The 22,210-nt window shown below is 69.4% G+C and carries 19 protein-coding genes; 12 read left to right on the top strand and 7 right to left on the bottom strand.

The window, feature by feature from the left end:
• The first annotated feature begins 117 nt into the window (after positions 1-117).
• The 5 genes from VFH59_RS16200 to VFH59_RS16180 all read left to right on the top strand — a co-directional run bounded on the left by VFH59_RS16200 (position 118) and on the right by VFH59_RS16180 (position 5,680).
• Positions 118-378, top strand: coding sequence for a WGR domain-containing protein (locus VFH59_RS16200; RefSeq protein WP_325165943.1), 261 nt, complete (start codon positions 118-120; stop codon positions 376-378).
• Between the two features lies 1 nt (position 379).
• Positions 380-1,450, top strand: coding sequence for a uroporphyrinogen decarboxylase (gene hemE, locus VFH59_RS16195; RefSeq protein ID WP_325165942.1), 1,071 nt, complete (start codon positions 380-382; stop codon positions 1,448-1,450).
• Positions 1,451-1,452: 2 nt separating this feature from the next.
• Positions 1,453-1,803, top strand: a complete 351-nt coding sequence (locus VFH59_RS16190) for a DUF3147 family protein (RefSeq protein ID WP_325165941.1) — start codon at positions 1,453-1,455, stop codon at positions 1,801-1,803.
• A 106-nt stretch (positions 1,804-1,909) separates the two neighbouring features.
• Positions 1,910-2,677 carry a DUF4328 domain-containing protein gene (locus VFH59_RS16185; protein WP_325165940.1) on the top strand — a complete coding sequence of 256 codons (768 nt, stop codon included), beginning with the start codon at positions 1,910-1,912 and terminating at the stop codon, positions 2,675-2,677.
• A gap of 174 nt (positions 2,678-2,851) precedes the next feature.
• A complete protein-coding gene (locus VFH59_RS16180) occupies positions 2,852-5,680 on the top strand; it encodes a valine--tRNA ligase (protein ID WP_325165939.1) in 2,829 nt (942 codons plus the stop codon).
• A 93-nt stretch (positions 5,681-5,773) separates the two neighbouring features.
• Here the strand turns inward: VFH59_RS16180 and rimI are convergent, their stop codons facing one another.
• Genes rimI through pssA form a run of 3 tightly spaced genes read right to left on the bottom strand, consistent with a single transcriptional unit; the run spans position 5,774 to position 7,523 of the window.
• Positions 5,774-6,250, bottom strand: a complete 477-nt coding sequence (gene rimI / locus VFH59_RS16175; protein WP_325165938.1) for a ribosomal protein S18-alanine N-acetyltransferase — start codon at positions 6,248-6,250, stop codon at positions 5,774-5,776.
• The gene (locus VFH59_RS16170; protein ID WP_325165937.1) at positions 6,250-6,744 is read right to left on the bottom strand and encodes a hypothetical protein; all 495 of its coding nucleotides are present in this window, start codon (positions 6,742-6,744) and stop codon (positions 6,250-6,252) included. The genes rimI and VFH59_RS16170 overlap by 1 nt, the downstream gene beginning before the upstream one ends.
• Positions 6,741-7,523: a CDP-diacylglycerol--serine O-phosphatidyltransferase gene (gene pssA / locus VFH59_RS16165; RefSeq protein WP_325165936.1), complete on the bottom strand. Its 783-nt coding sequence runs from the start codon at positions 7,521-7,523 to the stop codon at positions 6,741-6,743. The genes VFH59_RS16170 and pssA overlap by 4 nt, the downstream gene beginning before the upstream one ends.
• 124 nt (positions 7,524-7,647) lie before the next feature.
• On the opposite strand from pssA, the gene VFH59_RS16160 reads away from it, so the two are divergent.
• From VFH59_RS16160 to VFH59_RS16150, 3 genes are all read left to right on the top strand, one after another.
• Positions 7,648-8,064 (top strand): DUF4124 domain-containing protein, encoded by a 417-nt coding sequence (locus VFH59_RS16160; RefSeq protein WP_325165935.1) that lies wholly within the window; start codon positions 7,648-7,650, stop codon positions 8,062-8,064.
• 81 nt (positions 8,065-8,145) lie between these two features.
• Positions 8,146-9,843, top strand: a complete 1,698-nt coding sequence (locus tag VFH59_RS16155; RefSeq protein ID WP_325165934.1) for a proline--tRNA ligase — start codon at positions 8,146-8,148, stop codon at positions 9,841-9,843.
• 217 nt (positions 9,844-10,060) lie between these two features.
• Entirely contained in the window at positions 10,061-10,381 is a 321-nt protein-coding gene (locus VFH59_RS16150; protein ID WP_325165933.1) for an H-NS histone family protein, read from the top strand.
• Positions 10,382-10,578: 197 nt separating this feature from the next.
• On the opposite strand, the gene tldD is transcribed toward VFH59_RS16150, so the two are convergent.
• The 3 genes from tldD to rng form a co-directional block, all read right to left on the bottom strand.
• The gene (gene tldD, locus VFH59_RS16145) at positions 10,579-12,018 is read right to left on the bottom strand and encodes a metalloprotease TldD (RefSeq protein WP_325165932.1); all 1,440 of its coding nucleotides are present in this window, start codon (positions 12,016-12,018) and stop codon (positions 10,579-10,581) included.
• Positions 12,019-12,109: 91 nt separating this feature from the next.
• A complete protein-coding gene (locus VFH59_RS16140) occupies positions 12,110-16,000 on the bottom strand; it encodes a YhdP family protein (protein WP_325165931.1) in 3,891 nt (1,296 codons plus the stop codon).
• Positions 16,001-16,039: 39 nt separating this feature from the next.
• Positions 16,040-17,515, bottom strand: coding sequence for a ribonuclease G (gene rng / locus VFH59_RS16135; RefSeq protein WP_325165930.1), 1,476 nt, complete (start codon positions 17,513-17,515; stop codon positions 16,040-16,042).
• Positions 17,516-17,555: 40 nt separating this feature from the next.
• Here rng and VFH59_RS16130 point away from each other — a divergent pair, with 40 nt between their 5' ends.
• A complete protein-coding gene (locus VFH59_RS16130; RefSeq protein WP_325165929.1) occupies positions 17,556-18,332 on the top strand; it encodes a response regulator transcription factor in 777 nt (258 codons plus the stop codon).
• Positions 18,329-19,681, top strand: a complete 1,353-nt coding sequence (locus tag VFH59_RS16125; protein WP_325165928.1) for a sensor histidine kinase — start codon at positions 18,329-18,331, stop codon at positions 19,679-19,681. Before VFH59_RS16130 ends, VFH59_RS16125 begins: the two co-directional genes overlap by 4 nt.
• Before the next feature lie 24 nt (positions 19,682-19,705).
• Here the strand turns inward: VFH59_RS16125 and VFH59_RS16120 are convergent, their stop codons facing one another.
• A complete protein-coding gene (locus tag VFH59_RS16120) occupies positions 19,706-20,806 on the bottom strand; it encodes a mechanosensitive ion channel family protein (RefSeq protein ID WP_325165927.1) in 1,101 nt (366 codons plus the stop codon).
• Between the two features lie 92 nt (positions 20,807-20,898).
• On the opposite strand from VFH59_RS16120, the gene VFH59_RS16115 reads away from it, so the two are divergent.
• Together VFH59_RS16115 and VFH59_RS16110 are read left to right on the top strand one after the other, a co-directional pair.
• Positions 20,899-21,588, top strand: coding sequence for an ATP-binding protein (locus VFH59_RS16115; protein ID WP_325165926.1), 690 nt, complete (start codon positions 20,899-20,901; stop codon positions 21,586-21,588).
• The gene (locus VFH59_RS16110) at positions 21,572-22,090 is read left to right on the top strand and encodes a mismatch-specific DNA-glycosylase (protein WP_325165925.1); all 519 of its coding nucleotides are present in this window, start codon (positions 21,572-21,574) and stop codon (positions 22,088-22,090) included. The genes VFH59_RS16115 and VFH59_RS16110 overlap by 17 nt, the downstream gene beginning before the upstream one ends.
• Positions 22,091-22,210 lie beyond the last annotated feature (120 nt).

The following is a 22,210-nucleotide window of genomic DNA, read 5'->3' as shown; positions in this document are numbered from 1 at the left end:
CGGCGGCAACCGATGGGCCATGCATATCCGCCAGCGCCGACCTGCACGCTCGCCAGCATCGCCGTGGCCTTCTAGAATGTCGCGCTTGCGGCCCCCTGCCGCACCATCACGGACACCATGCGCCTCTACCTGCAAACCATGCCCGCCTCGGCCGAGGCGCCGCGCTATGTGCAGATCGTGCTCGAGCAGGATCTGCTGGGCGGCTGGACCCTGTACCGCGAAAGCGGCACCCAGGGCGGCAGGGCCACGCTCAAGCGCGAACAGTTCCTCGAGCGCGACGCGGCCATCGCGGCGTTCGAGAAGGCGCGCGACACCCAGCTGAAGCGCGGCTTCCGCGTGATGTTTGCCCAGGGCCTGGATGGCCCGCACGGACGCTGACATGACCGTCGCACTCCAGAACGACCGCTTCCTGCGCGCGCTGCGCCGGGAACCCACCGACACCACCCCGATCTGGGTGATGCGCCAGGCCGGCCGCTACCTGCCCGAGTACCGCGCCACGCGCGAGCGGGCCGGCAGCTTCATGGGCCTGGCACAGAACCCCGAGTTCGCCTGCGAAGTGACGCTGCAGCCGCTGGGGCGCTTCGAGCTCGACGCGGCGATCCTGTTCTCGGACATCCTCACCATTCCGGACGCGATGGGCCTGGGCCTCTCGTTCGCGCAGGGCGAGGGCCCGCAATTCGCGCGTCCCGTGCGCAATGCGACCGACATCGCGCGGCTGGCCGTGCCGGACATGGACGGTGAACTGCGCTACGTGATGGATGCGGTACGGTTGATCCGCAGGGAGCTTGCCGGCCGCGTGCCGCTGATCGGTTTTTCCGGCAGCCCGTGGACGCTTGCCTGCTACATGGTCGAGGGCCATGGCTCGCGCGATTTCGCCACGCTCAAGGCGATGTGCTGGAACGAGCCGAAACTCGCCCACCAGCTGCTGGACACACTGGCACGCGCGGTGGCCAGCTACCTTGCGGCGCAGGCCGCCGCCGGTGCGCAGGCGCTGATGGTGTTCGACACCTGGGGCGGCTTGCTCGGTCCCTCGCCGTTCCGCGAATTTTCGCTGCGCTACATGAGCCAGATCGTGGCCGCGTTGAAGGCCGACCCGCACGCCCGCGAGCTGCCGGTGATCCTCTTCTCCAAGGGTGCGCACTCGCAGCTGGCCGCGATGGCCGATACCGGCTGCGCCGCCCTCGGCGTTGACTGGACCATCGATCTCGCCGACGCCCGCCGCGCCGTCGCGGGCAAGGTCGCGCTACAGGGCAATCTCGACCCGGCCATCCTGCGCGCCGGTCCCGAGGTCATCCGCCGCGAGGCGCGTGCCGTGCTGGAAAGCTATGGCAACCACCCGGGCCACGTCTTCAACCTGGGCCACGGCATCACGCCGGAGGTCGAGCCCGACCACGTCAAGGTCCTGGTCGACGAGGTGCACGCGTACGGTCGTCGCCTGCGGGAGGGCTGACGGTGGCCTGGCTGATCACCAAGTACCTGGTCACCGCTGCCGTCGTGGTTCTGGTGTCTGAAGCCGCCAAGCGCAGCGACCGCCTGGGCGGCCTGCTCGGCGCGCTGCCGATGGTGACCCTGCTGGCGCTCATCTGGCTCTACCTGGAGCACCAGTCGGCCCGGAAGATCGCCAACCATGCCTGGTACACCTTCTGGTACGTGCTGCCGACGCTGCCGATGTTCCTGGCCTTTCCCGCCCTGCTGCCACGGCTCGGCTTCTGGTTCACCCTGCTCGCCTGCGCCGCCATCACGGTGGTGTGCTTCGGCCTGTTCGCGCTGGCCGTGCGGCGGTTCGGGATCGAGCTGCTCTAACCCGCGACACCCGCTTAGCACAGGCCCGCTTGCCCTGTCCATACCTCGGGCGCATGATGGGGCCGCCGGCGACTGGCCGGTCGGCAAAAGGCATGGGGGTGCCGTTATGTCGCGAGTCAATCCTTTCAGCACGCCAGGTTCGGTCGACAACGAGACCGCGGCGCCATCCGCACGGCAATACCACTTCCGCCCACCGACGACGCTGGGCAACGGCCTGCGCGGCGCGCTCGCCGCGTTTGTCCTGCTCACGCTTGCGCTACTCGGCGTCATGGCCTACGGGCTGCAGTTGCTCCAGCAGGGAATCGCCGGGGGGATCACCGCGGAACTCCAGAACCAGCTCGATCGCGCCGGCTGGCTCCAGCTGAACCTGTTCCGCCTGCAACTGGTGCTCATGCTGGCCTGCTACATCTGGGCCGGCTGCTGGATCCACCGGGTCGCCTGCAACGTGCGGGCGCTGGGCGCGCGGGGCCTGGACGATCCGCCCGGCTGGGCGGTCGGCTGGTACGCCGTCCCGGTCATGAACCTCGTGCGGCCACTGCGTGCGATGACGCAAATCTGGCTGGCCTCGCAGTCGCCGGCGCGCTGGCAGAAGCTCGGCACGCCATCGCTGCTGCGCGCATGGTGGGTGTTCTGGATCGCCGGCAACCTGTCGTACTGGTTCGTCACCCAGTACCTGCGGCCCGAGCACACGTTCGAGGGGCTCCACACCCAGCAACTGTTGCTGCTCTGCGGACAGGGCCTCAACCTGGCCGCCGCGGCCCTGTTCCTGCTGGTCGTGACGGGCCTGACCCGCATGCAGGTCGAGCAGCACGAGCACCAGCAGGCGGTGCCGCCGCTGCAGGCGACGTCGCTGGCCGACGCCTTCGTGGCCTGAATCGCCTGCAAGCTGGTCGATCCGAAGGCCCCGGCTCGCGAGCCGGGGCCTTCGGCTGTCTGCGCACGGCAGGCCGATGGAAGGCTGCGCTTGGGGCGATCACCCGCGCCCCGTACAATCACCGGCTCACCTTTCATGACGCGCGCGCCACATGGTGCGCATCGCGAGCCTCCGATGGACAAGAGTTTCGAGCCCGGCCAGATCGAATCGAAGTGGTACGCCCACTGGGAACAGCGCGGGGCCTTCAGGCCCACGGGCCGGGGCGAGCCCTACTGCATTCTGCTGCCGCCGCCGAACGTCACCGGCACGCTGCACATGGGCCACGCGTTCCAGCAGACCGTGATGGACATGCTGATCCGCTACCAGCGCATGCGCGGGATGAACACGCTGTGGCAGGTCGGTACCGACCATGCGGGCATCGCCACCCAGAAGATCGTGGAAAACCAGCTCGCTGCCGAAGGCAAGAGCCGCCACGACCTGGGGCGCGAGCCCTTCATCGACCGGGTCTGGCAGTGGAAGGAAGAATCGGGCTCCACCATCACCAACCAGATGCGCCGGCTGGGCGTGGCCGCCGACTGGTCGCGCGAGCGCTTCACCATGGACGAGGGGCTCTCGGCCGCGGTGCGCAAGGTGTTCGTCGAGTGGTACCGCGCAGGACTGATCTACCGCGGCAACCGCCTGGTGAACTGGGACCCCGCGCTGGGCACGGCAGTGTCCGACCTCGAGGTCAACAACGTCGAGCGTGAAGGCCACATGTGGTCGATCCGCTACATGACGGCCGACGGCGCCGGCTCCGTGGTGGTCGCCACCACGCGACCGGAAACCATGCTGGGCGACGTCGCGGTGGCGGTCCACCCGGAGGACGAGCGCTACGCGCACCTGATCGGCACGAAGCTGCACCTGCCGCTGAGCGGACGCGAGATCCCGGTGATCGCCGACGACTACGTCGATCGCGAGTTCGGCACCGGCTGCGTGAAGATCACCCCGGCGCACGACTTCAACGACTACGCGATCGGCCAGCGCCACAAGCTGGAGCCGATCAACATCTTCACGCTGGACGCCAAGGTCAACGACAACGCCCCGGAGAAATACCGCGGCCTGGACCGCTACGAGGCACGCAAGGCCGTGCTGGCCGACCTGGAGGCCACCGGCCTGCTGGTCGAGACCAAACCGCACAAGCTGCAGGTGCCGGTGAGCCAGCGCTCGGACGCGGTGATCGAGCCGATGCTGACCGACCAGTGGTTCGTCGACCTCACCTCCGGGGTGCTGGCCGACGGCCGCCCGGGCGGTCGCACCGCAATCACCGAGCCGGCGCTGGAGGCGGTGCGTTCGGGCGCCATCCGCTTCGTGCCGGAGAACTGGACCACCACCTACACGCAGTGGCTGGAAAACATCCAGGACTGGTGCATCAGCCGCCAGCTCTGGTGGGGCCACCGCATCCCCGCCTGGTACGACGAGGCGGGCAACATCTTCGTCGGCGAGGACGAGCGGGACGCGCGCCGCCATGCCACCACCGAGCCGGTCGGCTCCCTGCGCCAGGACGAGGACGTGCTCGACACCTGGTTCTCCTCGGCGCTGTGGCCGTTCTCCACGCTCGGCTGGCCGATGCAGGGGCCGGTGAAGAACGAGCGCGGCGAGGTGGTCGCCAACTGGGAACAGGACAAGCTGTTCCTTCCCAGCGCGGTGCTGGTCACCGGTTTCGACATCATCTTCTTCTGGGTCGCGCGCATGGTCATGGCGACCCTGTACTTCACCCGGCAGGTGCCCTTCCGCGAGGTCTACATCAACGCCATCGTGCGCGACGCCGAAGGCCAGAAGATGTCCAAGTCCAAGGGCAACACGCTCGACCCCCTGGACCTGATCGACGGCATCGCGCTGGAGCCGCTGGTGGAGAAATCCACCCGCTCGCTGCTGATCCCGCAGGTGCGCGAGAAGGTCGAGAACCGCATCCGCAAGGACTATCCCGCCGGCATCCCCTCGATCGGCACCGACGCGCTGCGCTTCACCTTCGCCGCACTGGCCAGCTACAGCCGCACGATCAACTTCGACATCAAGCGCGCCGAAGGCTACAAGGCGTTCTGCAACAAGCTGTGGAACGCGGCGCGGTTCGTGCTGATGAACCTGCCCGAGGGCACCATCGAGGCGCCGGCCGGCGCGCCGGCGACCGAGGCGGAGCGCTGGATCCGCACGCGTCTCAAGCAGACCTTGACCGAGGTCGAGGAGCACTTCGCCACCTACCGCTTCGACCTGCTGGCGCAGGCGCTCTACGAGTTCGTCTGGAACGAGTACTGCGACTGGTTCCTCGAGCTTTCCAAGCCCGCGCTCAACGGTGCCGATGCCGCAGCGGCCGCCTCCACCCGTCACACCTTGCTGGTGGTACTGGAGACCGTGCTGCGCGCGCTGCATCCGGTCATCCCGTTCATCACCGAGGAGATCTGGCAGGCGGTGGCGCCGCGGCTGGGCATCCAGGCCTCGAGCATCATGGAGCGGCCCTGGCCGAAGGCCGCCGGATTGCCGGCCGACGAAGCGGCGAGCGCCGAGATCGAGTGGTTCAAGGCCGTGCTCTCGGGCGTCCGCCGGATCCGTTCGGAAATGAACATCGCGCCCGGCAAGACCATCCCGCTGCTGCTCGCCGGTGGCGAACCGGCCGACCGCACGCGTACCGCCAAGTTCGCTCCGCAGATCGCCTTCCTCGCCCGTACCGACACGCCGCAGTGGATCGAGCCCGGCGCCGAAGAGCCGGCCGCGGCCGCGGCGGTGGTCGGCAGCCTGCGCGTGCTGATCCCGCTGGCCGGGCTGATCGATCTCACCGCCGAGAAGGCGCGCCTGGCCAAGGAAATCGCCCGCATCGAAGGCGAGATCAAGAAGTGCGAGGGCAAGCTGGGCAACGCCAGCTTCGTGGCCAACGCACCGGCCGAGGTGGTGGCGCAGGAGCGCCAGCGTATCGTCGACTGGGGCACGCAGCTGGAAGCCCTGCGCGAGCAGGCCCGCAAGCTGGGCTGAGCCCGGCATCATCGCGAGCATCACCTGTAGGAGGGCACCTGTGCGCGACCGGCACCAGCAGGTCGCGCACAGGTGCCCTCCTGCAATCCACCCTCAGCGAGGCGCCGCTTCGCGATCCAGCGCCATCACGATCGCATCCTCGCGCCCACCCTTGGCCGGGTAATAGCGCGGGCGCCGGCCGATCTCCTTGAACCCGACCGAGGCATAGAGCTGCTGCGCCACCGGGTTGGATGGACGGACTTCCAGGAACACCCGTTCGGCTCCGCTCCAACGCGCCACGTCGAGCAGCCGGCCGAGCAGGTGCCGGCCCAGGCCGCGGCCGCGCCAGTCGGGCCCGATGCACAGGTTGAGCACGTGTGCCTCGCCGGCGGCCACCGAGAGAATGCCGTAGCCGGCCACCTCGCCTTCGCAGCAAAGCACCCAGCACGGGTGCCCGGCCTTCAGGCAGTCGCTGAAGATGCCGGACGACCACGGGAACTCGTAGGAGGCGGTCTCCAACGCGCTGACCGCAGCCACATCCTCGCGCCGCATCGCACGGATCTCGATGCGCGGGCGCGCCACGGCAACCATCACACGCTTTCCGCCAGCGCACGCCGCAGTTGGCGCAGCGCGGTCCACAGCCGGCGCTTGCCGGCACCGCCGGCGAGCACCTCGTGCGGCGCGTCCGCCAGCACGATCTGCGCGTGGTTCATCACCGCCGCGGGCAACTCGCGGCCCAGCGCATGCGCCTGCGCCTGGCCGAACACCAGGTAGGCACGTACGGGCGGCACGGCGGTGACGGGGCGGCCGTCCTTGACCAGGATGCGGCCGGCGCGCGCCACCTCGGGACCGTAAGCGGCCAGCGCACGGCCGAGCAGGTCCAGTTCACGCGCGGCGCACCCCTCCGGCAACACCACCAGGCAGGAGGCCGGCGAGGGCACCGGTGTGGCCACCGCTTCGGCCGCTTCGGCCGCTTCGGCCGGCGAGGCCGTCGTCGTCCGCCGGACCCACGGTGTCACGCCCAGCACGCGCAGCACCCGCGTGCGCCGGGAAACGGTACCGCGGCTGGCCGGCGCTGCGCTCATGGGCGGGCGCGACGGGTCCGCCGGCGATGCGCGGCGCGGCCCCACAGGGTCACCACCGGGCCGGACAGCAGATACAGCGTGAACACCACGAACAGCACCCGCGGCGGATCGATCAGGAACGGCACCAGGATCAGCACCGCCACCAGCACCCACAGGAACGGTACGCGGTCGCGCTCGCCCATCGGCAGCGACTTGAAGCTGTAGTAGCGGAAGCGGCTGACCATCAGCAGTCCCACCACCACCGCCATGGCCAGCGTGAGGAAGCACAGGCTCGGACCGGGCACCTGGAACTTTTCCATGGTCCACACGAAGGACATGCACACGGCGGCGGCTGCCGGGCTGGCCAGGCCCTGGAAGTAGCGCTTGTCGATCACCCCGACCTGGGTGTTGAAGCGGGCCAGGCGCAAGGCGCCGCAGGCGGCATACAGGAAGGCCGCGGCCCAGCCGATCTTGCCCCACACCGGCCCGTAGTCGCGCAGCGAGGACAGCGACCAGTTGTACATCACCAGCGAAGGCGCCAGGCCGAAGCTGACCAGGTCCGACAGCGAGTCGTACTGCACGCCGAACTCGCTCTGCGTTCCGGTCAACCGCGCCACGCGCCCGTCCATGCCGTCCAGCAGCGCCGCCACGAACACGGCGATCGCCGCTTCGGTGAAGCGATGCCCGATGCTCGCGACCACCGCGTAGTAGCCGGCGAACATCGCCGCCGTGGTGAACAGGTTCGGAAGCAGGTAGATGCCCCGGTGGCGGGGCGTGCGGACTGGCGTGTTCTCGCTCATGCAACGATCCGTGACGGAATGCGCGAGAGTGTAAACCATCGCCCGTCGGCGGCCTCCGTATGCTTGAGTCCGATCCTGCGGAGTGTTAACTAGTGCCGGGGCCCCACGCCCTCCGGAGAATCCCATGCGCCGCATTCCCCTCACCCTCGTGTTGCTGCTGCTCGCGCCCGCGGTTGTCGCGCAGGTGTACAAATGGACCGACTCGCAGGGGACCGTGCACTACTCCGAGATCCCGCCGCCGCAGGGCACGCCCTACAAGCGCGTGACGCCCACCGGCAGCGCGCAGCCCGTGGCGCCTCCCCCCGGGCAGGCCGCGGAGCCGGCCCCGGAGGCTGACGGTTCGGACAGCGCGCCGGTGGCCGACACCCCCGAAAACCGCTCCAAGCTGTGCAGTTCGCTCAAGGCCAATCTCGACCTGCTCAAGGGGCACGGCGCAGTGGTCATGGAGCAGAACGGCAAGTCCGTCGCCCTGGACGATGCCCAGCGCAGCAAGCAGATCGCGGTGGCCGAAAAGCAGTACCAGCAGTTCTGCAGCCAGTAGGCGCTCGCGCGGGCGCATGCCGCGCGTAAGCCGGGCGGTGGCCAACGTATAATCGGCCTCTTTGTCCCCGGATTGCCCGCCATGCGCCTCAGCCAATTCCACCTGGCCACCGTCAAGGAAGTCCCCGCCGACGCCGAAATCGCCAGCCACCGGCTGATGCTCCGCGCCGGCATGATCCGCAAGCTGGCCTCGGGCCTGTACACCTGGGCGCCGCTGGGCCTGCGCGTGCTGCGCAAGGTCGAGAACGTGGTGCGCGAGGAAATGGACCGCGCCGGCGCCATTGAATTGCTGATGCCCGCGGTGCAGCCCCGGGAGCTGTGGGACGAAACCGGCCGCTGGGAGAAATTCGGCGGCCAGTTGCTGAAGATCAAGGACCGCAAGGACCAGGAGTTCTGCTTCGGGCCGACCCACGAGGAAGTCATTACCGACTTCGCGCGCAACGAGCTGAAGAGCTACAAGCAGCTGCCGGTCAACTTCTACCAGATCCAGACCAAGTTCCGTGACGAGATCCGCCCGCGGTTCGGGGTGATGCGCGCCCGCGAATTCCTGATGAAGGATGCCTATTCCTTCCACCTTTCGCCCGATTCGCTGTCCCACACCTACGGCGCCATGTACCAGGCTTACTCGCGCGTATTCGAGCGGTTGGGCCTGAAGTTCCGCGCGGTGCAAGCCGACACCGGGGCGATCGGCGGCAACGCCAGCCATGAATTCCAGGTGCTGGCCGATTCCGGTGAGGATGCGATCGCCTTTTCCGACGGCTCCGATTACGCGGCCAATATCGAGAAGGCCGAGGCCCTCGCGCCGTCCGGCGGGCGACCCGCGCCGCATGCGCCACTCGAGCGCGTGGATACCCCCACGCAGAAAACGATCGCCGACGTCAGCGCATTGCTCGGTGTTTCGCCGCAGCAATGCATCAAGACCCTGCTGCTGCGCGGCCGCGACGGGCTGGTCGCGGTTTGCCTGCGCGGTGACCACGACCTCAATGAGATCAAGGCAGGCAAGCTGCCCGAGCTGACCGACGAGCCGGTGCTTGCCTCCGAGGAAGAGATCCTGGCGGCGACCGGTACGCGCCCGGGCTTCATCGGCCCGGTCGGTCTGCCGGATGCCATTCCGGTGATCGTCGACCGTAGCGCCGCCGTGCTGGCCGATTTCGTCTGCGGCGGTAATGCCGATGGTACCCATTACACCGGCGCGAACTGGGATCGCGACGCGCGGATTACCCGCGTGGAGGACATCCGCCAGGTGGTCGAGGGTGATCCATCGCCCGACGGCCATGGCACGCTGCACCTGGCGCGTGGCATCGAGGTCGGCCACATTTTCCAGCTTGGCCAGAAATACGCCCAGGCGCTTGGTGCCACGGTGCTGGACGACCAGGGCAAGGCCCAGGTAATGACGATGGGTTGCTACGGCATCGGTGTCAGCCGGATCGTGGCAGCCGCGATCGAGCAATCGCACGATGAGGCCGGGATTATCTGGCCCGAAGCCATGGCCCCCTGGCGCGTGGCCGTCTGCATCATCAACCCCAAAGGCCTGCCGGGCGTGCGCGAGGCCGCCGAAGGCCTTTACCGCAAACTGGAGGAGCGCGGCATCGAAACGGTGCTGGACGACCGCGGCCTGCGCCCCGGCCAGATGTTTGCGGACCTCGAATTGATCGGCATTCCGCACCGCGTCGTGGTAAGCGAACGGGGCCTCGCCGCCGGCACGCTGGAATACCGCCGTCGTGGCGAAACTGAAAACCGCGCCATTAGCGAGGACGAATTGTTCACGCTGCTGGCGTGAAAGTAACAGGCCATTGCCACTGCACGGCTAATTACTGTGCAGCCCAGTTCGGCAATCGGCCGGGCGATTTTTTGCGCTGTACCGCATTATTCCGCCCCGGGATAATCAGCGTTTTGCAATTGCCACCGCCATTGGGCGAGAATGCCTCCGACAGGAAGCACCGCTCTCATGACGAGAGGCAAAAACACATAATCGAAGACTTATCCGGAGCCCACGCATGGCAGTCGACATCAAGAACCTCAATCACAACCAGCTCAATGAACTGATCACCAAGGCGCAGGCGCGCCAGAACGAGCTGCGCAAGGAGAAGGTCGCCAAGCTGCGCGAGAAAATCCATGCCATGGTCAAGGCCGAGGGCTACGCCATGGAAGATATCTTCGGCGGCACCCGCAAGGCTCGTCGCAGCACCGGCACCGTGGCGCCGAAGTACCGCAATCCGGCCAATCCGGAACAGACGTGGTCCGGCCGCGGCAAGCGTCCGCGCTGGTTCAACGACGCGCTGAAGGCCGGCAAGAAGGAAAAGGATCTGGCGATCTGACCGATCGATTGCCGTGAGATGCAAGGACACCGGCCTCGTGCCGGTGTCTTTTTTTTGTAGGTTGGCCGTCGGCCTCTGGAGCAGCGGCGGTGAAGGTGCAATACCGCCAAGGGCGAGGCCAAGCGAGGGACCCCGACTCAGGCGCTGCCCCGAAGGCTACGGGGAAGGCAGGCAGTCCCTCGCGGACGGTGCCGGCCTCACGCAGCCGTGCCGCCGACCGTCATGCCATCGATCTTCAGCGTCGGCTGGCCCACGCCGACCGGCACGCTCTGGCCATCCTTGCCGCACACACCGATGCCCTCGTCGAGCTTGAGATCGTTGCCGATCATGGACACGCGGGTAAGCACCTCCGGGCCCGAGCCGATCAGCGTGGCGCCCTTGACCGGGGCGGTGAGCTTGCCGTCCTCGATCAGATAGGCCTCGCTGGCGGAGAACACGAACTTGCCGCTGGTGATGTCGACCTGGCCGCCTCCGAAGTTGACCGCGTAGAGGCCGCGCTTGACCGAGGCGATGATCTCGGCCGGGTCGTGCGAACCGGCGCGCATGTAGGTATTGGTCATGCGCGGCATCGGCAGTTGGGCGAACGATTCGCGGCGGCCGTTGCCGGTCGGCTTCATGCCCATCAGGCGCGCGTTCAACTTGTCCTGCATGTAGCCGGTGAGGATGCCGTCCTCAATCAGCGTGGTGCATTCGGTCGGCGTGCCTTCGTCGTCCACGCTGAGCGAACCGCGACGGTTGGGCAGGGTACCGTCGTCGACCACGGTGACGCCGGGGGCGGCCACGCGCTGGCCGAGGCGCCCGGCGAAGGCGGAGCTTCCCTTGCGGTTGAAGTCGCCCTCCAGGCCATGGCCGATCGCTTCATGCAGCAGCACGCCCGGCCAGCCGGGGCCGAGCACCACGGTCATCTGCCCCGCCGGGGCGTCGATCGAATCGAGATTGACCAGCGCCTGGCGCACCGCCTCCTCGGCGAAGGCCAGCGCGCGGCCGTTCTCGATCAACTCGCGGTAGCCATAGCGACCGCCGCCACCGGCGCTGCCCTGCTCGCGCCGGCCGCCCGCCTCGGCGATGACCTGCACGTTCAGCCGCACCAGCGGCCGCACGTCGGCCGCCAGCGTCCCATCGGCACCGGCCACCAGCACCGTGTCCATGGTCGAGGCCAGGCTGACGATCACCTGCTGGACGCGCGGGTCACGCGAGCGCGCGTACGCGTCCACCTCGCGCAGCAGCGCGATCTTGTCTGCGTTGGGCAGGCTCTCGACCGGATCCAGCGCCGGGTAGAGCTGGCGCGCGCCGTTGAGCGCCAGCGGCTTGCCGGCGCCCTGCCCGCCCTGGGCGATCGCCCGCGCGGCCTTCGAAGCCTCCAGCAGCTGCGGCAGCACGATCTCGTCGGAGTAGGCGAAGCCGGTCTTCTCGCCGCTGATGGCACGCACGCCCACGCCCTGTTCGATGGAATGGCTGCCGTCCTTGACGATGCCCTCCTCCAGCAGCCAGGACTCGCTGCGCGAGTGCTGGAAATACAGGTCCGCCGCGTCGATGCCGGGCCCCATCAACTGCGTGAACACGCGCTCGAGGTCGGTGGTGGCCAGGCCACCGGGGACCAGCAGCTTGTTCTCGACGTGGGCGATCAGGGAATCCATGGAGCGGGAACCTTGGGGCGAAAGGGGTGACTATCCCACATGGGGCCGGTCCGGAGCTTTAAAAGCCGGCCGGACGGACTTCAGCGGACCGCTAGTGCCCGGCGCTCGTCGCTGGTGCGGGCGCGGATGAGGGAGTGGCCGGCGCGGACTGCGCCTCGTGCTTCTCGACCAGCGTGAACACCGGTTTCTCCCAGCTGCCGGTGACGTGGTAGCGCGCGCTCGCGGCCTTGTTCAGGCCCTTGCCGAGCAGCCCCTGCACGGCAAAGCCGGCAGCCGCGCCGACCGGCCCGGCGACGACCGCGCCGACTACCGGCAGGCTGTTGCCTACATGCGGCACCACGTAGACCTGCTGGTCGTAGTCGCGTGCACGCAGGCCGGTGCGCCCGTGGATATCGATGTCGGCGGCGGGGCCACGCATTTTCAGGTTGTCGGTGCTGGCGTTGCCGCCGGCGAAACGGAAGTCGCCCTTGATCGAGTCGAACGCCAGGCCCTTGCCGAACACGTCGCCGAAGTCGAGCGTGAGTCGCCGTGGCAGCTCGGCCACGGAGACCAGGCCGAACAGGCGCCCGACGCCGGGCGCCACCTCTGGAATGCGGCCGTGGCTCACGTCGATGGCCAGCGTGCCGTCCATGTTGGCCAGCGCGAAGGAGGTCGGCGCCCCGGGCCAGCGCGCGTCCAGGACCGCGTGGGTCTTGCCACCGTTGAACAGGCCCTCGTAACCGAATGCGTTGAGCATGCTGCCCAGGTTCTGCGCGGCGAAATCGATGCGCATGTGCGTGAAGCTGGCCCGCGCCGTGCCGTTCCAGTCCCCGCCGGCATTGAGCTGCACGCTTTTGGACAGCGCACGCAGCTGGTCGATGTGCATGCCCTGCGCGGTCGGCCAGGTTTCCAGCCGTGCCTCGCCCAGCCTGGCGGTACCCAGGCGCATGTCGCCGATCCACAGGTGGAAGGGTGGCAGCGAAGCCGGCTCGATGCCGGTGGCTGCGGGATCGGCGGTCTCCGCGGGCCCGGCTTCTGCCGCGGCGGCCGGCGGCTGCGCGGGTGCGGCGGTCGCAGCCTTCCCGGCCCCGGCCTGGGTGGCCGGCGGCGCCGCCTGCGGCCAGTACAACCGCTGCAGGCGTGCGGTGATGCCGCGCTTGCGCAGATCGGCGCCCGGCACGTCCACGTGGCCAGCCATGGCGGGGCTGTCCACATCGATGGCCAGCCCGTCGGCCTTCGGGACCGCCCTGATGTGCATGTCAGGGAAATCGTGCTCGAACACCAGCGCACGGTCAGCCTGCGTGTCGATGCTCTCCAGCCCCGGTCCGCCGTCGCCGCTACCGGCGACCGCGTGCTGCACCCAGCCGGACACGTCGAGCGACGCGGCATGGCCGCGGATGCGCAGCCCCTGGTCCGGCAGGGTGTCGGGCATGGCGGTGCCGAAGGCGATGGTCGCGGCCAGCGGCCGGGCATCGCCGGCCGGCAGCCGGAAACGCGCGCGCATCACGTCGCCCAGCGCCACCTCCAGGCGGGCCCCGTCCACCGGCAGGCCGAGGTCGAGGTGCAGCGGCAACGCGGTATCGGCGGGCTTGGCGAGCGGCACCGGCAGGGCCAGCGCGGTGCCGGCGAGGGTGCTGTCGGCGCTGAGCGTCTGCACCAGCGCCGGGCCGCTGCCGTGGGTAATGTCGAAGCCGAGCGTGTAGTCGCTGCGCCCCGTGGCGGCCTTGCCCAGCCATTCCAGCTGCGGATAGCCCTGCACCAGTTCGTCGAAGGCGTAGCGGCCCTGCAGCTGCGCCGCAAGCACCGTGTCGGGCCGTCCGGTGGCATCCCCGATCGCCAGATCCAGCGACGAGGGCTGGCCACGAAAGCTGCCGGCGAGCGGGCCGGCATGCAGGCCGTGGGCATCGAAGCTGACCGGCCCGCTCAGGTTGCCCAGCGCCAGCTTCCACTCCGGCGCGTCCATGTCCACGCCTGCCAGCTGGGCGCTGCCGTCCAGCTGCAGCGCCGCGACGTCCTTGAACGGCAGCGACAGGTGGAAGGCGAACGTGCCGGTGCCGCCGAGTCGCAGCTTGGCGAGCGTGTCGGCCTCGTGGCGGGCGATCGGGCTTTGCCGCACGAACTTCAGCAGATTGGCACCGCTGCCGCTGCCCTGCACGTTGAGATCGAGCAGCGCCTCGCCGAAATCCGGGATCAGCGCGACCGCGCGATCGAGCTTGAGGCCCAGCGACTCGCCGCCCTGGGCCTCGGCCAGCATGCCGTTGCCGACGAAGCTGGCCTCCACCGCGAGCCCCTTCGCCTGTGGCCAGTCCGCGCCGTAATCGAAGGCAAGGCCGCTGATCTTTGCGTGCGCCTCGAAGCGACCTTCGTTGTGACGGAAAGGCCAGTCCGCCAGGCTGCCGCGTACCACCAGGTCACCCTCGTCCACGGTACCCGCGACCAGGGCCCGGTCCAGCCACTCGATCGTCGTCGGCGACATCGATCCGACCGGCCAGAACAGCTTGGCGGCGGGCACCTCGGCACGGTCGACGTGGGCATAGAGGTCGAGGAAGGGGCGTCCGCCGCCATCGGGCAGCGCCACGGTGCCACGCGCGCTGCCGCCGAAACCCTGGCCCTGGAACACCAGCGGGTCGACGCCGATCCGCCATGCCCCGTCCGCGTGCCAGGCCGCCACGGTCCCGGCCAGGCGCGGCAGCACGAACGGCTTGCGGAAACGCGGGGTGAGGTCCACCACGGTGGCCTGCCCCGGCAGTTGCAGCGCGAAGCCTTCCGCATCGCCGCGCAGCGTGCCGCCGAGGCGGCTGATGCCAGGCAGCTTGCCGACCGCGTCGATGCCGGCGTCGACGAAGACCGCCTGCAGGCGTTGCACGCCAGCAGCCCGCGACCACTGGAGCACGGCCTGTTTGAGCACGGCGTGCGGATGTCCGCTCCCCAGCCAGGCACCAAGCGAAGGGTCGATGCCGGGCTTGAGTGCCAGCCATGGCAGCAGCGGTGCGAGGTCGAGGTCACGTGCCGCCAGCCCCACGCGGAGCGTGCCGTCCGACGGATGCAGCGCCAACGCCAGCCCACCGCCCTGGTCGGCCGCATAGCGCAGCTCGTACCCGTCGCCGCGCCGGCCGATGCCGGCCAGGCCCCGCAGGGCCGGGACGTGTACCGTTCCGGCGGGGCCCTCGATGGCGAGGTTGGCCAGGTCCAGCCGCAGGGTGGTACGGACGACCTGGCGGTCTTTCCAGTCCAGCCAGGCGGCGATGCTGCCGGTGCCGCCCTTGGCCGCATAGCCGTCCATTGCCACGTCGCCGAGCAGCGTGCGCAGGTCCAGCCGGTCGCCGGCCAGCCACAAGCGCCCTTCGCTGCCGTCCTCGCGGAAGCTGCCGGCGCCACGCCACTGCCCGCTCGCTCCCTCGCGCTGCAGTGCCACGCCGAATCGCACCTGGTCGCCCTGTCGGCTGAGCCGCAGCTGGTCGGCGAGCACGGTGTAGCGACGCCCGCTGGCCTGGTCGGTGACGACCAGCCGCAGATCGCGCAGCCACACGCCAAGCGACACCGGGCCCATCGAGAAGTCCTGGCGCGCACCGCCCCCGGGGCCGCCAATGCCGTTGACGTGCCAGCGCCCCTGCGCATCGTGTCCCAGGTCGAGCTCCAACCCGCGCGCTCGCAGGTCGAGCATGTGCCGCGAGGGGAACAGCCAGCTGCCGAAGTCGATCTTCAGCTCCGCCTCGGGCAGGTGCAGCGGGCTGCCGCCGCCGGGGCCGGGACCGACGGTAACCTCGCGCATCACGAACAGCGGTCCCGAACCGCGCCAATGGCCCTGCATCGAGGCGAAGCTCACGGGGCGGTGCAAGCGCTGGCTCAATTGCACGGCGACCCATTGCGGGTTGCGCGCCAACAGCGGCAGCAACAGCTGCGCCAGCGCCACCAGCACGGCCAGGGCGACCACCGCAATGCCCGCGCCCCAGCCCAGGGCGCGCAGTACCAGATGCAGGCGCTGTCGCCAGCGCGCGTTCACCTCGTCCAGTCCCGGCCGGTGTGGCGGGCAATCCTTCGCTTACAGCAAAACCACATCGAATTGTTCCTGCGAATAATGCTCTTCCGACTGGAAGCGTATGCTCTTGGAGATGAATTCCTCCAGTTCGGCCACCGCGGCGGACTCTTCCTCCAGGATCCGCGACACCACCTTGGGGCTGGCCATCACCAGCAGCTTCTCGGCATTGAACTGGCGCACGGCGCGGGTGATCTCGCGGAAGATCTCATAGGTCACCGTCTCGGCGGTCTTGACCGTGCCGCGCCCGCCGCAGGCCGGGCACGGCTCGCACAGCTGGCGCTCCAGGCTCTCGGTGGTGCGCTTGCGGGTCATCTCCACCAGCCCCAGCGCGGACATCGGGTAGACCGTAGTCTTGGCGTGGTCGCGCGCGAGGCCCTTCTCGAGCATGCGGATGACCTGGCGGCGGTGCTCCTCGTCGTTCATGTCGATGAAGTCGATGATGATGATCCCGCCCAGGTTGCGCAGGCGCAGCTGGCGCGCCGCCGCCTGCGCCGCCTCCAGGTTGGTGCGGTAGACGGTCTCTTCCAGGTTGCGGGTACCGAGGTAGCCGCCGGTGTTGACGTCGATCGTCGTCATCGCCTCGGTCTGGTCGACGATCAGGTAGCCACCGGACTTCAGCGGTACCTCCTTCTTCATCGCGCGCTGGATCTCGTCCTCCACCCCATAGAGGTCGAAGATCGGTCGCTCGCCGCTGTAGTGCTCGATGCGGTCGTCCAGGCTCGGCATGAACTTGTGCACGAACTTGACCACCTTCTCGTGCGTCTCGCGCGAGTCGACGCGCACCTTCTCGATGTCGTCGGTGAGCATGTCGCGCAAGCTGCGCAGCGGCAGCGAAAGCTCCTCGTAGACGCGCTCGCCCACCCGCGCCTTGGCGATGTTCTCCTGCACCACGCGCCAGACCTTGCTGAGGTAGGTCACGTCGAAGGCCAGCGACTCGGCCGACTGCCCCTCGGCGTTGGTGCGCACGATATAGCCCAGGCGGTTGTCCTCGCCGATCAGGCCGCCCAGCACCTCCTTCAGGCGGGCGCGCTCCTCCTCGTCCTCGATGCGAGCGGAGATACCCAGCGTGCGGGCATGCGGCAGCAACACCAGGTAACGCGAGGGGATCGACAGGTGGGTGGACAGCCGTGCGCCCTTGGTGCCGATCGGATCCTTGACCACCTGCACCACGATCTCCTGGCCCTCGTGCACCAGTTCGCTGATCGAGGGCGTATGGCCATTGCCGTGCGCCTCGGCCCCTTCGGGCAGCGGCGGACGCACGATGTCCGAGGCGTGCAGGAACGCCGCGCGCTCCAGCCCGATCTCCACGAACACCGCCTGCATGCCGGGCATCACCCGTTGCACGCGACCCTTGTACACGTTGCCCACATAGCCGCGCCGGGAGGCACGCTCGACGTGGACCTCCTGCAGCATGCCGTTCTCGACCACGCCCACGCGGGTTTCACGGGGCGTCACGTTGATCAGGATCTCTTCGCTCACACCCACCCCCATTGACCGCAGTCTTTATAGCGGGTGGGCGATGAAACTGTCGATGCGCCAGCGCACGCGCGGCGGGTGGCGCAGGGGTGGCGCCGGCCAGCTTGCGCTGGCGGTGGGCCCGCAAGCTCCCGACTGGTTAGACTCCACGCGCATGAAACTCCTGCTGGTGGAAGACTCCGAACGCCTGCGCGGGACCCTGCAGCACGGCCTGCGGGGCGCCGGCTTTACCGTCGACGCGGCCGCCGACGGCATCGAAGCGAAGGGCTTCCTGGCCGGCTACGACTACGACCTGGTAGTGCTGGACCTCATGCTGCCGCGGCTGGACGGCCTGGGGGTGCTGCGCGCCCTGCCTGCCGGCGGGCGACGCCCCCGTGTCCTGGTGCTTTCCGCGCGCGACCAGGTCGGCGACCGCATCGAGGCGCTCAACGCCGGCGCCGACGACTACCTGGTCAAACCCTTCGCCTTCGACGAACTGATCGCCCGCCTGCATGCGCTGGCGCGCCGACCGCTCCAGGCGCAGCCGGTAGTGCTGACCCTGGGCCCGCTGGCGTGGGACCCACTGGCCCAGCGCGCCACCATGGATGGCCAGCCGCTTGCCCTGACCCCGCGCGAATTCGCCGTGCTGGGCCTGCTGCTGCGCCATCGCGGGCGCGCCTTCACGCGCCAGGAAATCCTCGAGCGGACCGCCGGCAGCGACACCGAGGTCTCCGACCGCAGCGTCGAGGTGCTGGTGTTCGGCCTGCGCCGCAAGCTCGATGCGGCCGGGCTGGTCGGGCTGATCGAGACGCGTCGCGGCGCCGGCTACCTGATCCCGTGAAACCGCCCTCGCTCGCCGCCCGCATCACCCTGCTGCTGGTCGGCATCAGTCTGGCGGCGCTGGGCGTCGCCGCGCTGCTGATGGACTGGCGGATCGACCAGGCGATGGAAGCGCGCTATCGCGAGAACCTGCTGACCCAGGCCCAGGCGCTGACGACGGTGGTGGAAATCGAGCAGGCCGCCGGCGAGGCACAGGGGCCCTCCGGGTTGCTCGCCGACAACGGCCAGGCCTGGTATGCGCTGCAATGCGAAGGCCTGCCTCCCCAGCACAGCACGCCGCCACCGCCGGTCGTGCCCGCCGGGTGGCCGCAATCCGCCGACGCCACGCCGCGCTTCGCCAACCTCCGCCAGGGCCCCGATCGGCTGGGTGCGGTGATGTTCGCCTTTCAGGAGCCCTCCGCGATCCGCCCGCCCGCGCGCCACTGTGCCCTGCTGTTCATGCAGGACCGCCGCGCCTTCGACCGCCTGCTGGCGACGCTGGACTGGATCCTCGCCCTCGGGCCGGCGCTGGCGCTGCTGGTCGCGCTGGTGGCGGTACCCCTGGTCGTGCGGCGTGGACTGAAGCCGGTGCGCGCGCTGGTCGAGCGCATGCGCGGCATCGGTCCCCACGCACCGGGCCAACGGCTGCCGGCCACCGGCATGCGCGAGCTCGATCCGCTGGTGGCGCGCTTCAACGACGTGCTGGCACGCATGGACGAGAGCCTTGCGCGAGAGCGCCAGTTCGCCAGCGGACTGGCCCACGAGACACGTACGCGGCTGGCCGAACTGCGTGCGCTGGCCGAGGTGGAGGCACGCTATCCGAGCGGTCGTGAGCTCAACCAGATCCTTGGCGAGATCGGCCAGATCGGCGCCGAGCTGGAGGCCACGGTCGCCGCGTTGCTGCTGCTGACCCGCCTGCAGTCGGGCCTGGAGCAACCGCAACGCCAGCCGCTGGATCTGAAGCCGTGGCTGGAGCGCCAGTTCCAGCGCCAGCGTCCGCACGCCAGTGCCCGCGGCGTCTCGCTCGCCGTGGCCGGCGAACCGCCGGCGCGGCTGCACACCGACCCGGCGCTGCTGGAGGTCATCCTGGGCAACCTGCTCGGCAACGCCTGCGCCTACGCCCCGGCCGGCGACACGGTGCGGGTCGAGCTCGACGCAGGCGCCCTGCACATAAGCAACGCCGCGCCCGACCTGGAACCGGCCGACCTGGCGCGTTTCGGACAGCGCTTCTGGCGCAAGCAGCCGCCGCATGCCGGGCACGCCGGCCTGGGCCTGGCGCTGGCGCACGCCGCTGCCGAGGCACTGGGCATGGCACTGCATTTCGACCTCGGTGACGGCCGGGTGCATGCCCGGCTGACCTGGGCCTCCTGAGCCGGCTGCAAGGCTTGCCGCAGCCTAGGACGCGGCAGCGCCGCCGGCAGGCGTCCCGGCCTCGGGCAGTCCCCCCAGCTCCGCACGCATCCGCGGCAGGCTCTCCGGGTAATGCTTCTGCACGAACGTGAGCATGCCTTCGCGCACGTGGCAGCGAAGGTCGAAATTGCTGCCCGAGTCGGCCGAGCTGGCCAGGATGCGGATCTGCAGCGTGCGGTCGGTGGTGTCGGTGACCTGCAACACGCAGACGCGCCCATCCCACTGCGGCGCTTCCTTGCACAACCGCTTGACCTCCTCGCGCAGCGGCTCCAGCGGCACGCGGTAGTCCAGCCACAGGAACACCGTGCCGATCAGCTGCGAGCTGGTGCGGGTCCAGTTCTGGAAAGGGTTTTCCATGAACCAGTTGAGCGGCACGACCAGCCGCCGTTCATCCCAGATGCGCACCACCACATAGGTGCCGGTGATCTCCTCGATGCGGCCCCATTCGCCTTCGATGATCACCACGTCGTCCAGCCGGATCGGCTGGGTGATGGCGATCTGCAGACCGGCGATCAGGTTGCTCAGCACCGGCTTGGCCGCCAGGCCCACCGCGAGCCCGGCCAGGCCCGCCGAAGCGAGCAGGCTGGTGCCGATCTGGCGTACACCCGGGATCATCATCAGGCACGCCGCCAGGCCGATCAGGATCAGCAGCACGGTGCCGGTGCGCCCGAGCACACGCGCCTGGGTGAGCACCCGCCGCGCGCGCAGGTTGTTTTCGGTGTCTACCGGGAACCGGCGGGAGAAGAAGAACTCGACGGCATTGATGCAGCGCACGCCGAGCCAGGTGGCCACCGCGATCAGTGCGATCACCAGCAGCTGCTCGACGGCTCCGGCGATATGCAACTGCCCGGCTTCGGGCCGCGTGCGCAGCGCCACCACCAGCACCAGCAGCGGCACCAGCCAGCCCATCGGTGCACGGGCCTGCCTGAGCATCTCGCGCGCCATCGGATGGCCATCGCTGAGGCGCCACAACAGGGCGCGCACCAGCCGGTGCACGACGATCGCGACCAGCAACGCAACGATTACCGTGACGCCAAGGCGGATCCAGGGCTGGTCGTGCCAGATCTCCAACAGGTTCTCGGTCATTCCCCCACCCTGCCCGCCCGCGCGTCCACGGGGCGTGGGCGGGCCATGGTCGCAACGTTCAGGCCGCCACGCCGCTCGCGTAAAGTAGGCCGATGAACCCGACACCGATCCTCCTCGCCTGGAGTGGCGGCAAGGACTGCCTGATGGCCCTGCAGCGGCTGCGCGCCGATCCGCAGTGGCAGGTGGTCGCGTTGCTGACCACCGTCAACCGCACCTACGGACGCATCGCCATGCACGGCGTGCGGCGCGACATCCTGCTGGCGCAGGGCAACGCACTCGGCCTGCCGGTGCTGGAGGTGGAGATGGACTGGCCCGGCAGCAACGAAGCCTACGAGGCCGCGCACGAGCGCGCACTGGCCGAGGCCCGCATGCGCTGGCCCGGCATCCGCCACTGCGCCTTCGGCGACCTGTTCCTGCAGGACGTGCGCGACTACCGCGTGCGCCAGCTCGGTCGCGCCGAGTGGCGTGCGGTCTTCCCGATCTGGGGCGAGGACACCGCCGCCCTGTCGCGCCGCTTCGTCGGCGAAGGCCACCGCGCGCTGCTGTGCTGTGTGGACACGCAACAACTGGACCCGGCGTACTGCGGCCGCGCCTACGACGGCGCCCTGCTCGACAGCCTGCCTGCCGGCGTCGACCCGTGCGGGGAACGCGGCGAGTTCCACACGCTGAGCTTCGGCGGCCCGCTGTTCGCCCGCGAGCTGCAGTTGCGACGTGGCGAATCGATCCTGCGCGACGATCGCTTCCAGTTCACCGACTTCCTGCCCGATGAGCCGGCCGGCTGAGCCGCACGTCCTGCCCGACCTGCTGCGCCCGGGGCTCGCGCTGGTGTTCTGCGGCACCGCGGCCGGCGAGCGCTCGGCCCGCGAAGGCGCCTACTACGCACACCCGGGCAATCTGTTCTGGCGCGCACTATACGAGGCAGGTATCACGCCACGCCTTTTCACGCCGCCGGAGTATCCCCGGCTGCTGGACCTCGGCATTGGACTGACCGACCTCGCCAAGCGCCACAGCGGCAACGATGCCGACCTGCCCCGCGGCGCGCTCGACGTGCCCGCGCTGCGGGCCAAGATCGAGCGCTTCCGGCCCTGCCTGCTTGCCTTCACCAGCAAGGCGGCCGCGCGCGCGGCGCTCGGCCGGCCGATCGAGGCCTATGGACCGCAGCCCGAATGGCGCGAACACACGCAGGTCCATGTCATGCCGTCGCCGTCGGGCCAGGCACGCCGCCACTGGAACCTCGAACCGTGGCGACAACTGGCCGGCCGGCTCCGGGAGGTGCGTGCATGAGACACCTGGCCTCGTTCGCGCCGTGCGTGTGCCGGCGGGACGGGCATCCGGCGGGGTTGGCCGGCAGCAGCGCCCTCGGGCGCGACCGCCATGTGCGGGCCGCGCACGACGGAGCGCCCA

The sequence above is a fragment of the Frateuria sp. genome (assembly GCF_035695185.1).
Classification (GTDB): domain Bacteria; phylum Pseudomonadota; class Gammaproteobacteria; order Xanthomonadales; family Rhodanobacteraceae; genus Frateuria_A.
The sequence above is the reverse complement of the archived record's forward strand: the minus strand, read 5'-3'. Positions and strand labels throughout refer to the sequence as shown.

Excerpts from the sequence above, each read along its gene's own strand:
- VFH59_RS16200 (WP_325165943.1), top strand. The coding sequence starts at position 118 with ATGCGCCTCTACCTGCAAACCATGCCCGCCTCGGCCGAGGCGCCGCGC.
- hemE (WP_325165942.1), top strand. The coding sequence starts at position 380 with ATGACCGTCGCACTCCAGAACGACCGCTTCCTGCGCGCGCTGCGCCGG.
- VFH59_RS16185 (WP_325165940.1), top strand. The coding sequence starts at position 1,910 with ATGTCGCGAGTCAATCCTTTCAGCACGCCAGGTTCGGTCGACAACGAG.
- VFH59_RS16180 (WP_325165939.1), top strand. The coding sequence starts at position 2,852 with ATGGACAAGAGTTTCGAGCCCGGCCAGATCGAATCGAAGTGGTACGCC.
- rimI (WP_325165938.1), bottom strand. The coding sequence starts at position 6,250 with ATGGTTGCCGTGGCGCGCCCGCGCATCGAGATCCGTGCGATGCGGCGC.
- VFH59_RS16170 (WP_325165937.1), bottom strand. The coding sequence starts at position 6,744 with ATGAGCGCAGCGCCGGCCAGCCGCGGTACCGTTTCCCGGCGCACGCGG.
- pssA (WP_325165936.1), bottom strand. The coding sequence starts at position 7,523 with ATGAGCGAGAACACGCCAGTCCGCACGCCCCGCCACCGGGGCATCTAC.
- VFH59_RS16160 (WP_325165935.1), top strand. The coding sequence starts at position 7,648 with ATGCGCCGCATTCCCCTCACCCTCGTGTTGCTGCTGCTCGCGCCCGCG.
- VFH59_RS16155 (WP_325165934.1), top strand. The coding sequence starts at position 8,146 with ATGCGCCTCAGCCAATTCCACCTGGCCACCGTCAAGGAAGTCCCCGCC.
- VFH59_RS16150 (WP_325165933.1), top strand. The coding sequence starts at position 10,061 with ATGGCAGTCGACATCAAGAACCTCAATCACAACCAGCTCAATGAACTG.
- tldD (WP_325165932.1), bottom strand. The coding sequence starts at position 12,018 with ATGGATTCCCTGATCGCCCACGTCGAGAACAAGCTGCTGGTCCCCGGT.
- VFH59_RS16130 (WP_325165929.1), top strand. The coding sequence starts at position 17,556 with ATGAAACTGTCGATGCGCCAGCGCACGCGCGGCGGGTGGCGCAGGGGT.
- VFH59_RS16120 (WP_325165927.1), bottom strand. The coding sequence starts at position 20,806 with ATGACCGAGAACCTGTTGGAGATCTGGCACGACCAGCCCTGGATCCGC.
- VFH59_RS16115 (WP_325165926.1), top strand. The coding sequence starts at position 20,899 with ATGAACCCGACACCGATCCTCCTCGCCTGGAGTGGCGGCAAGGACTGC.
- VFH59_RS16110 (WP_325165925.1), top strand. The coding sequence starts at position 21,572 with ATGAGCCGGCCGGCTGAGCCGCACGTCCTGCCCGACCTGCTGCGCCCG.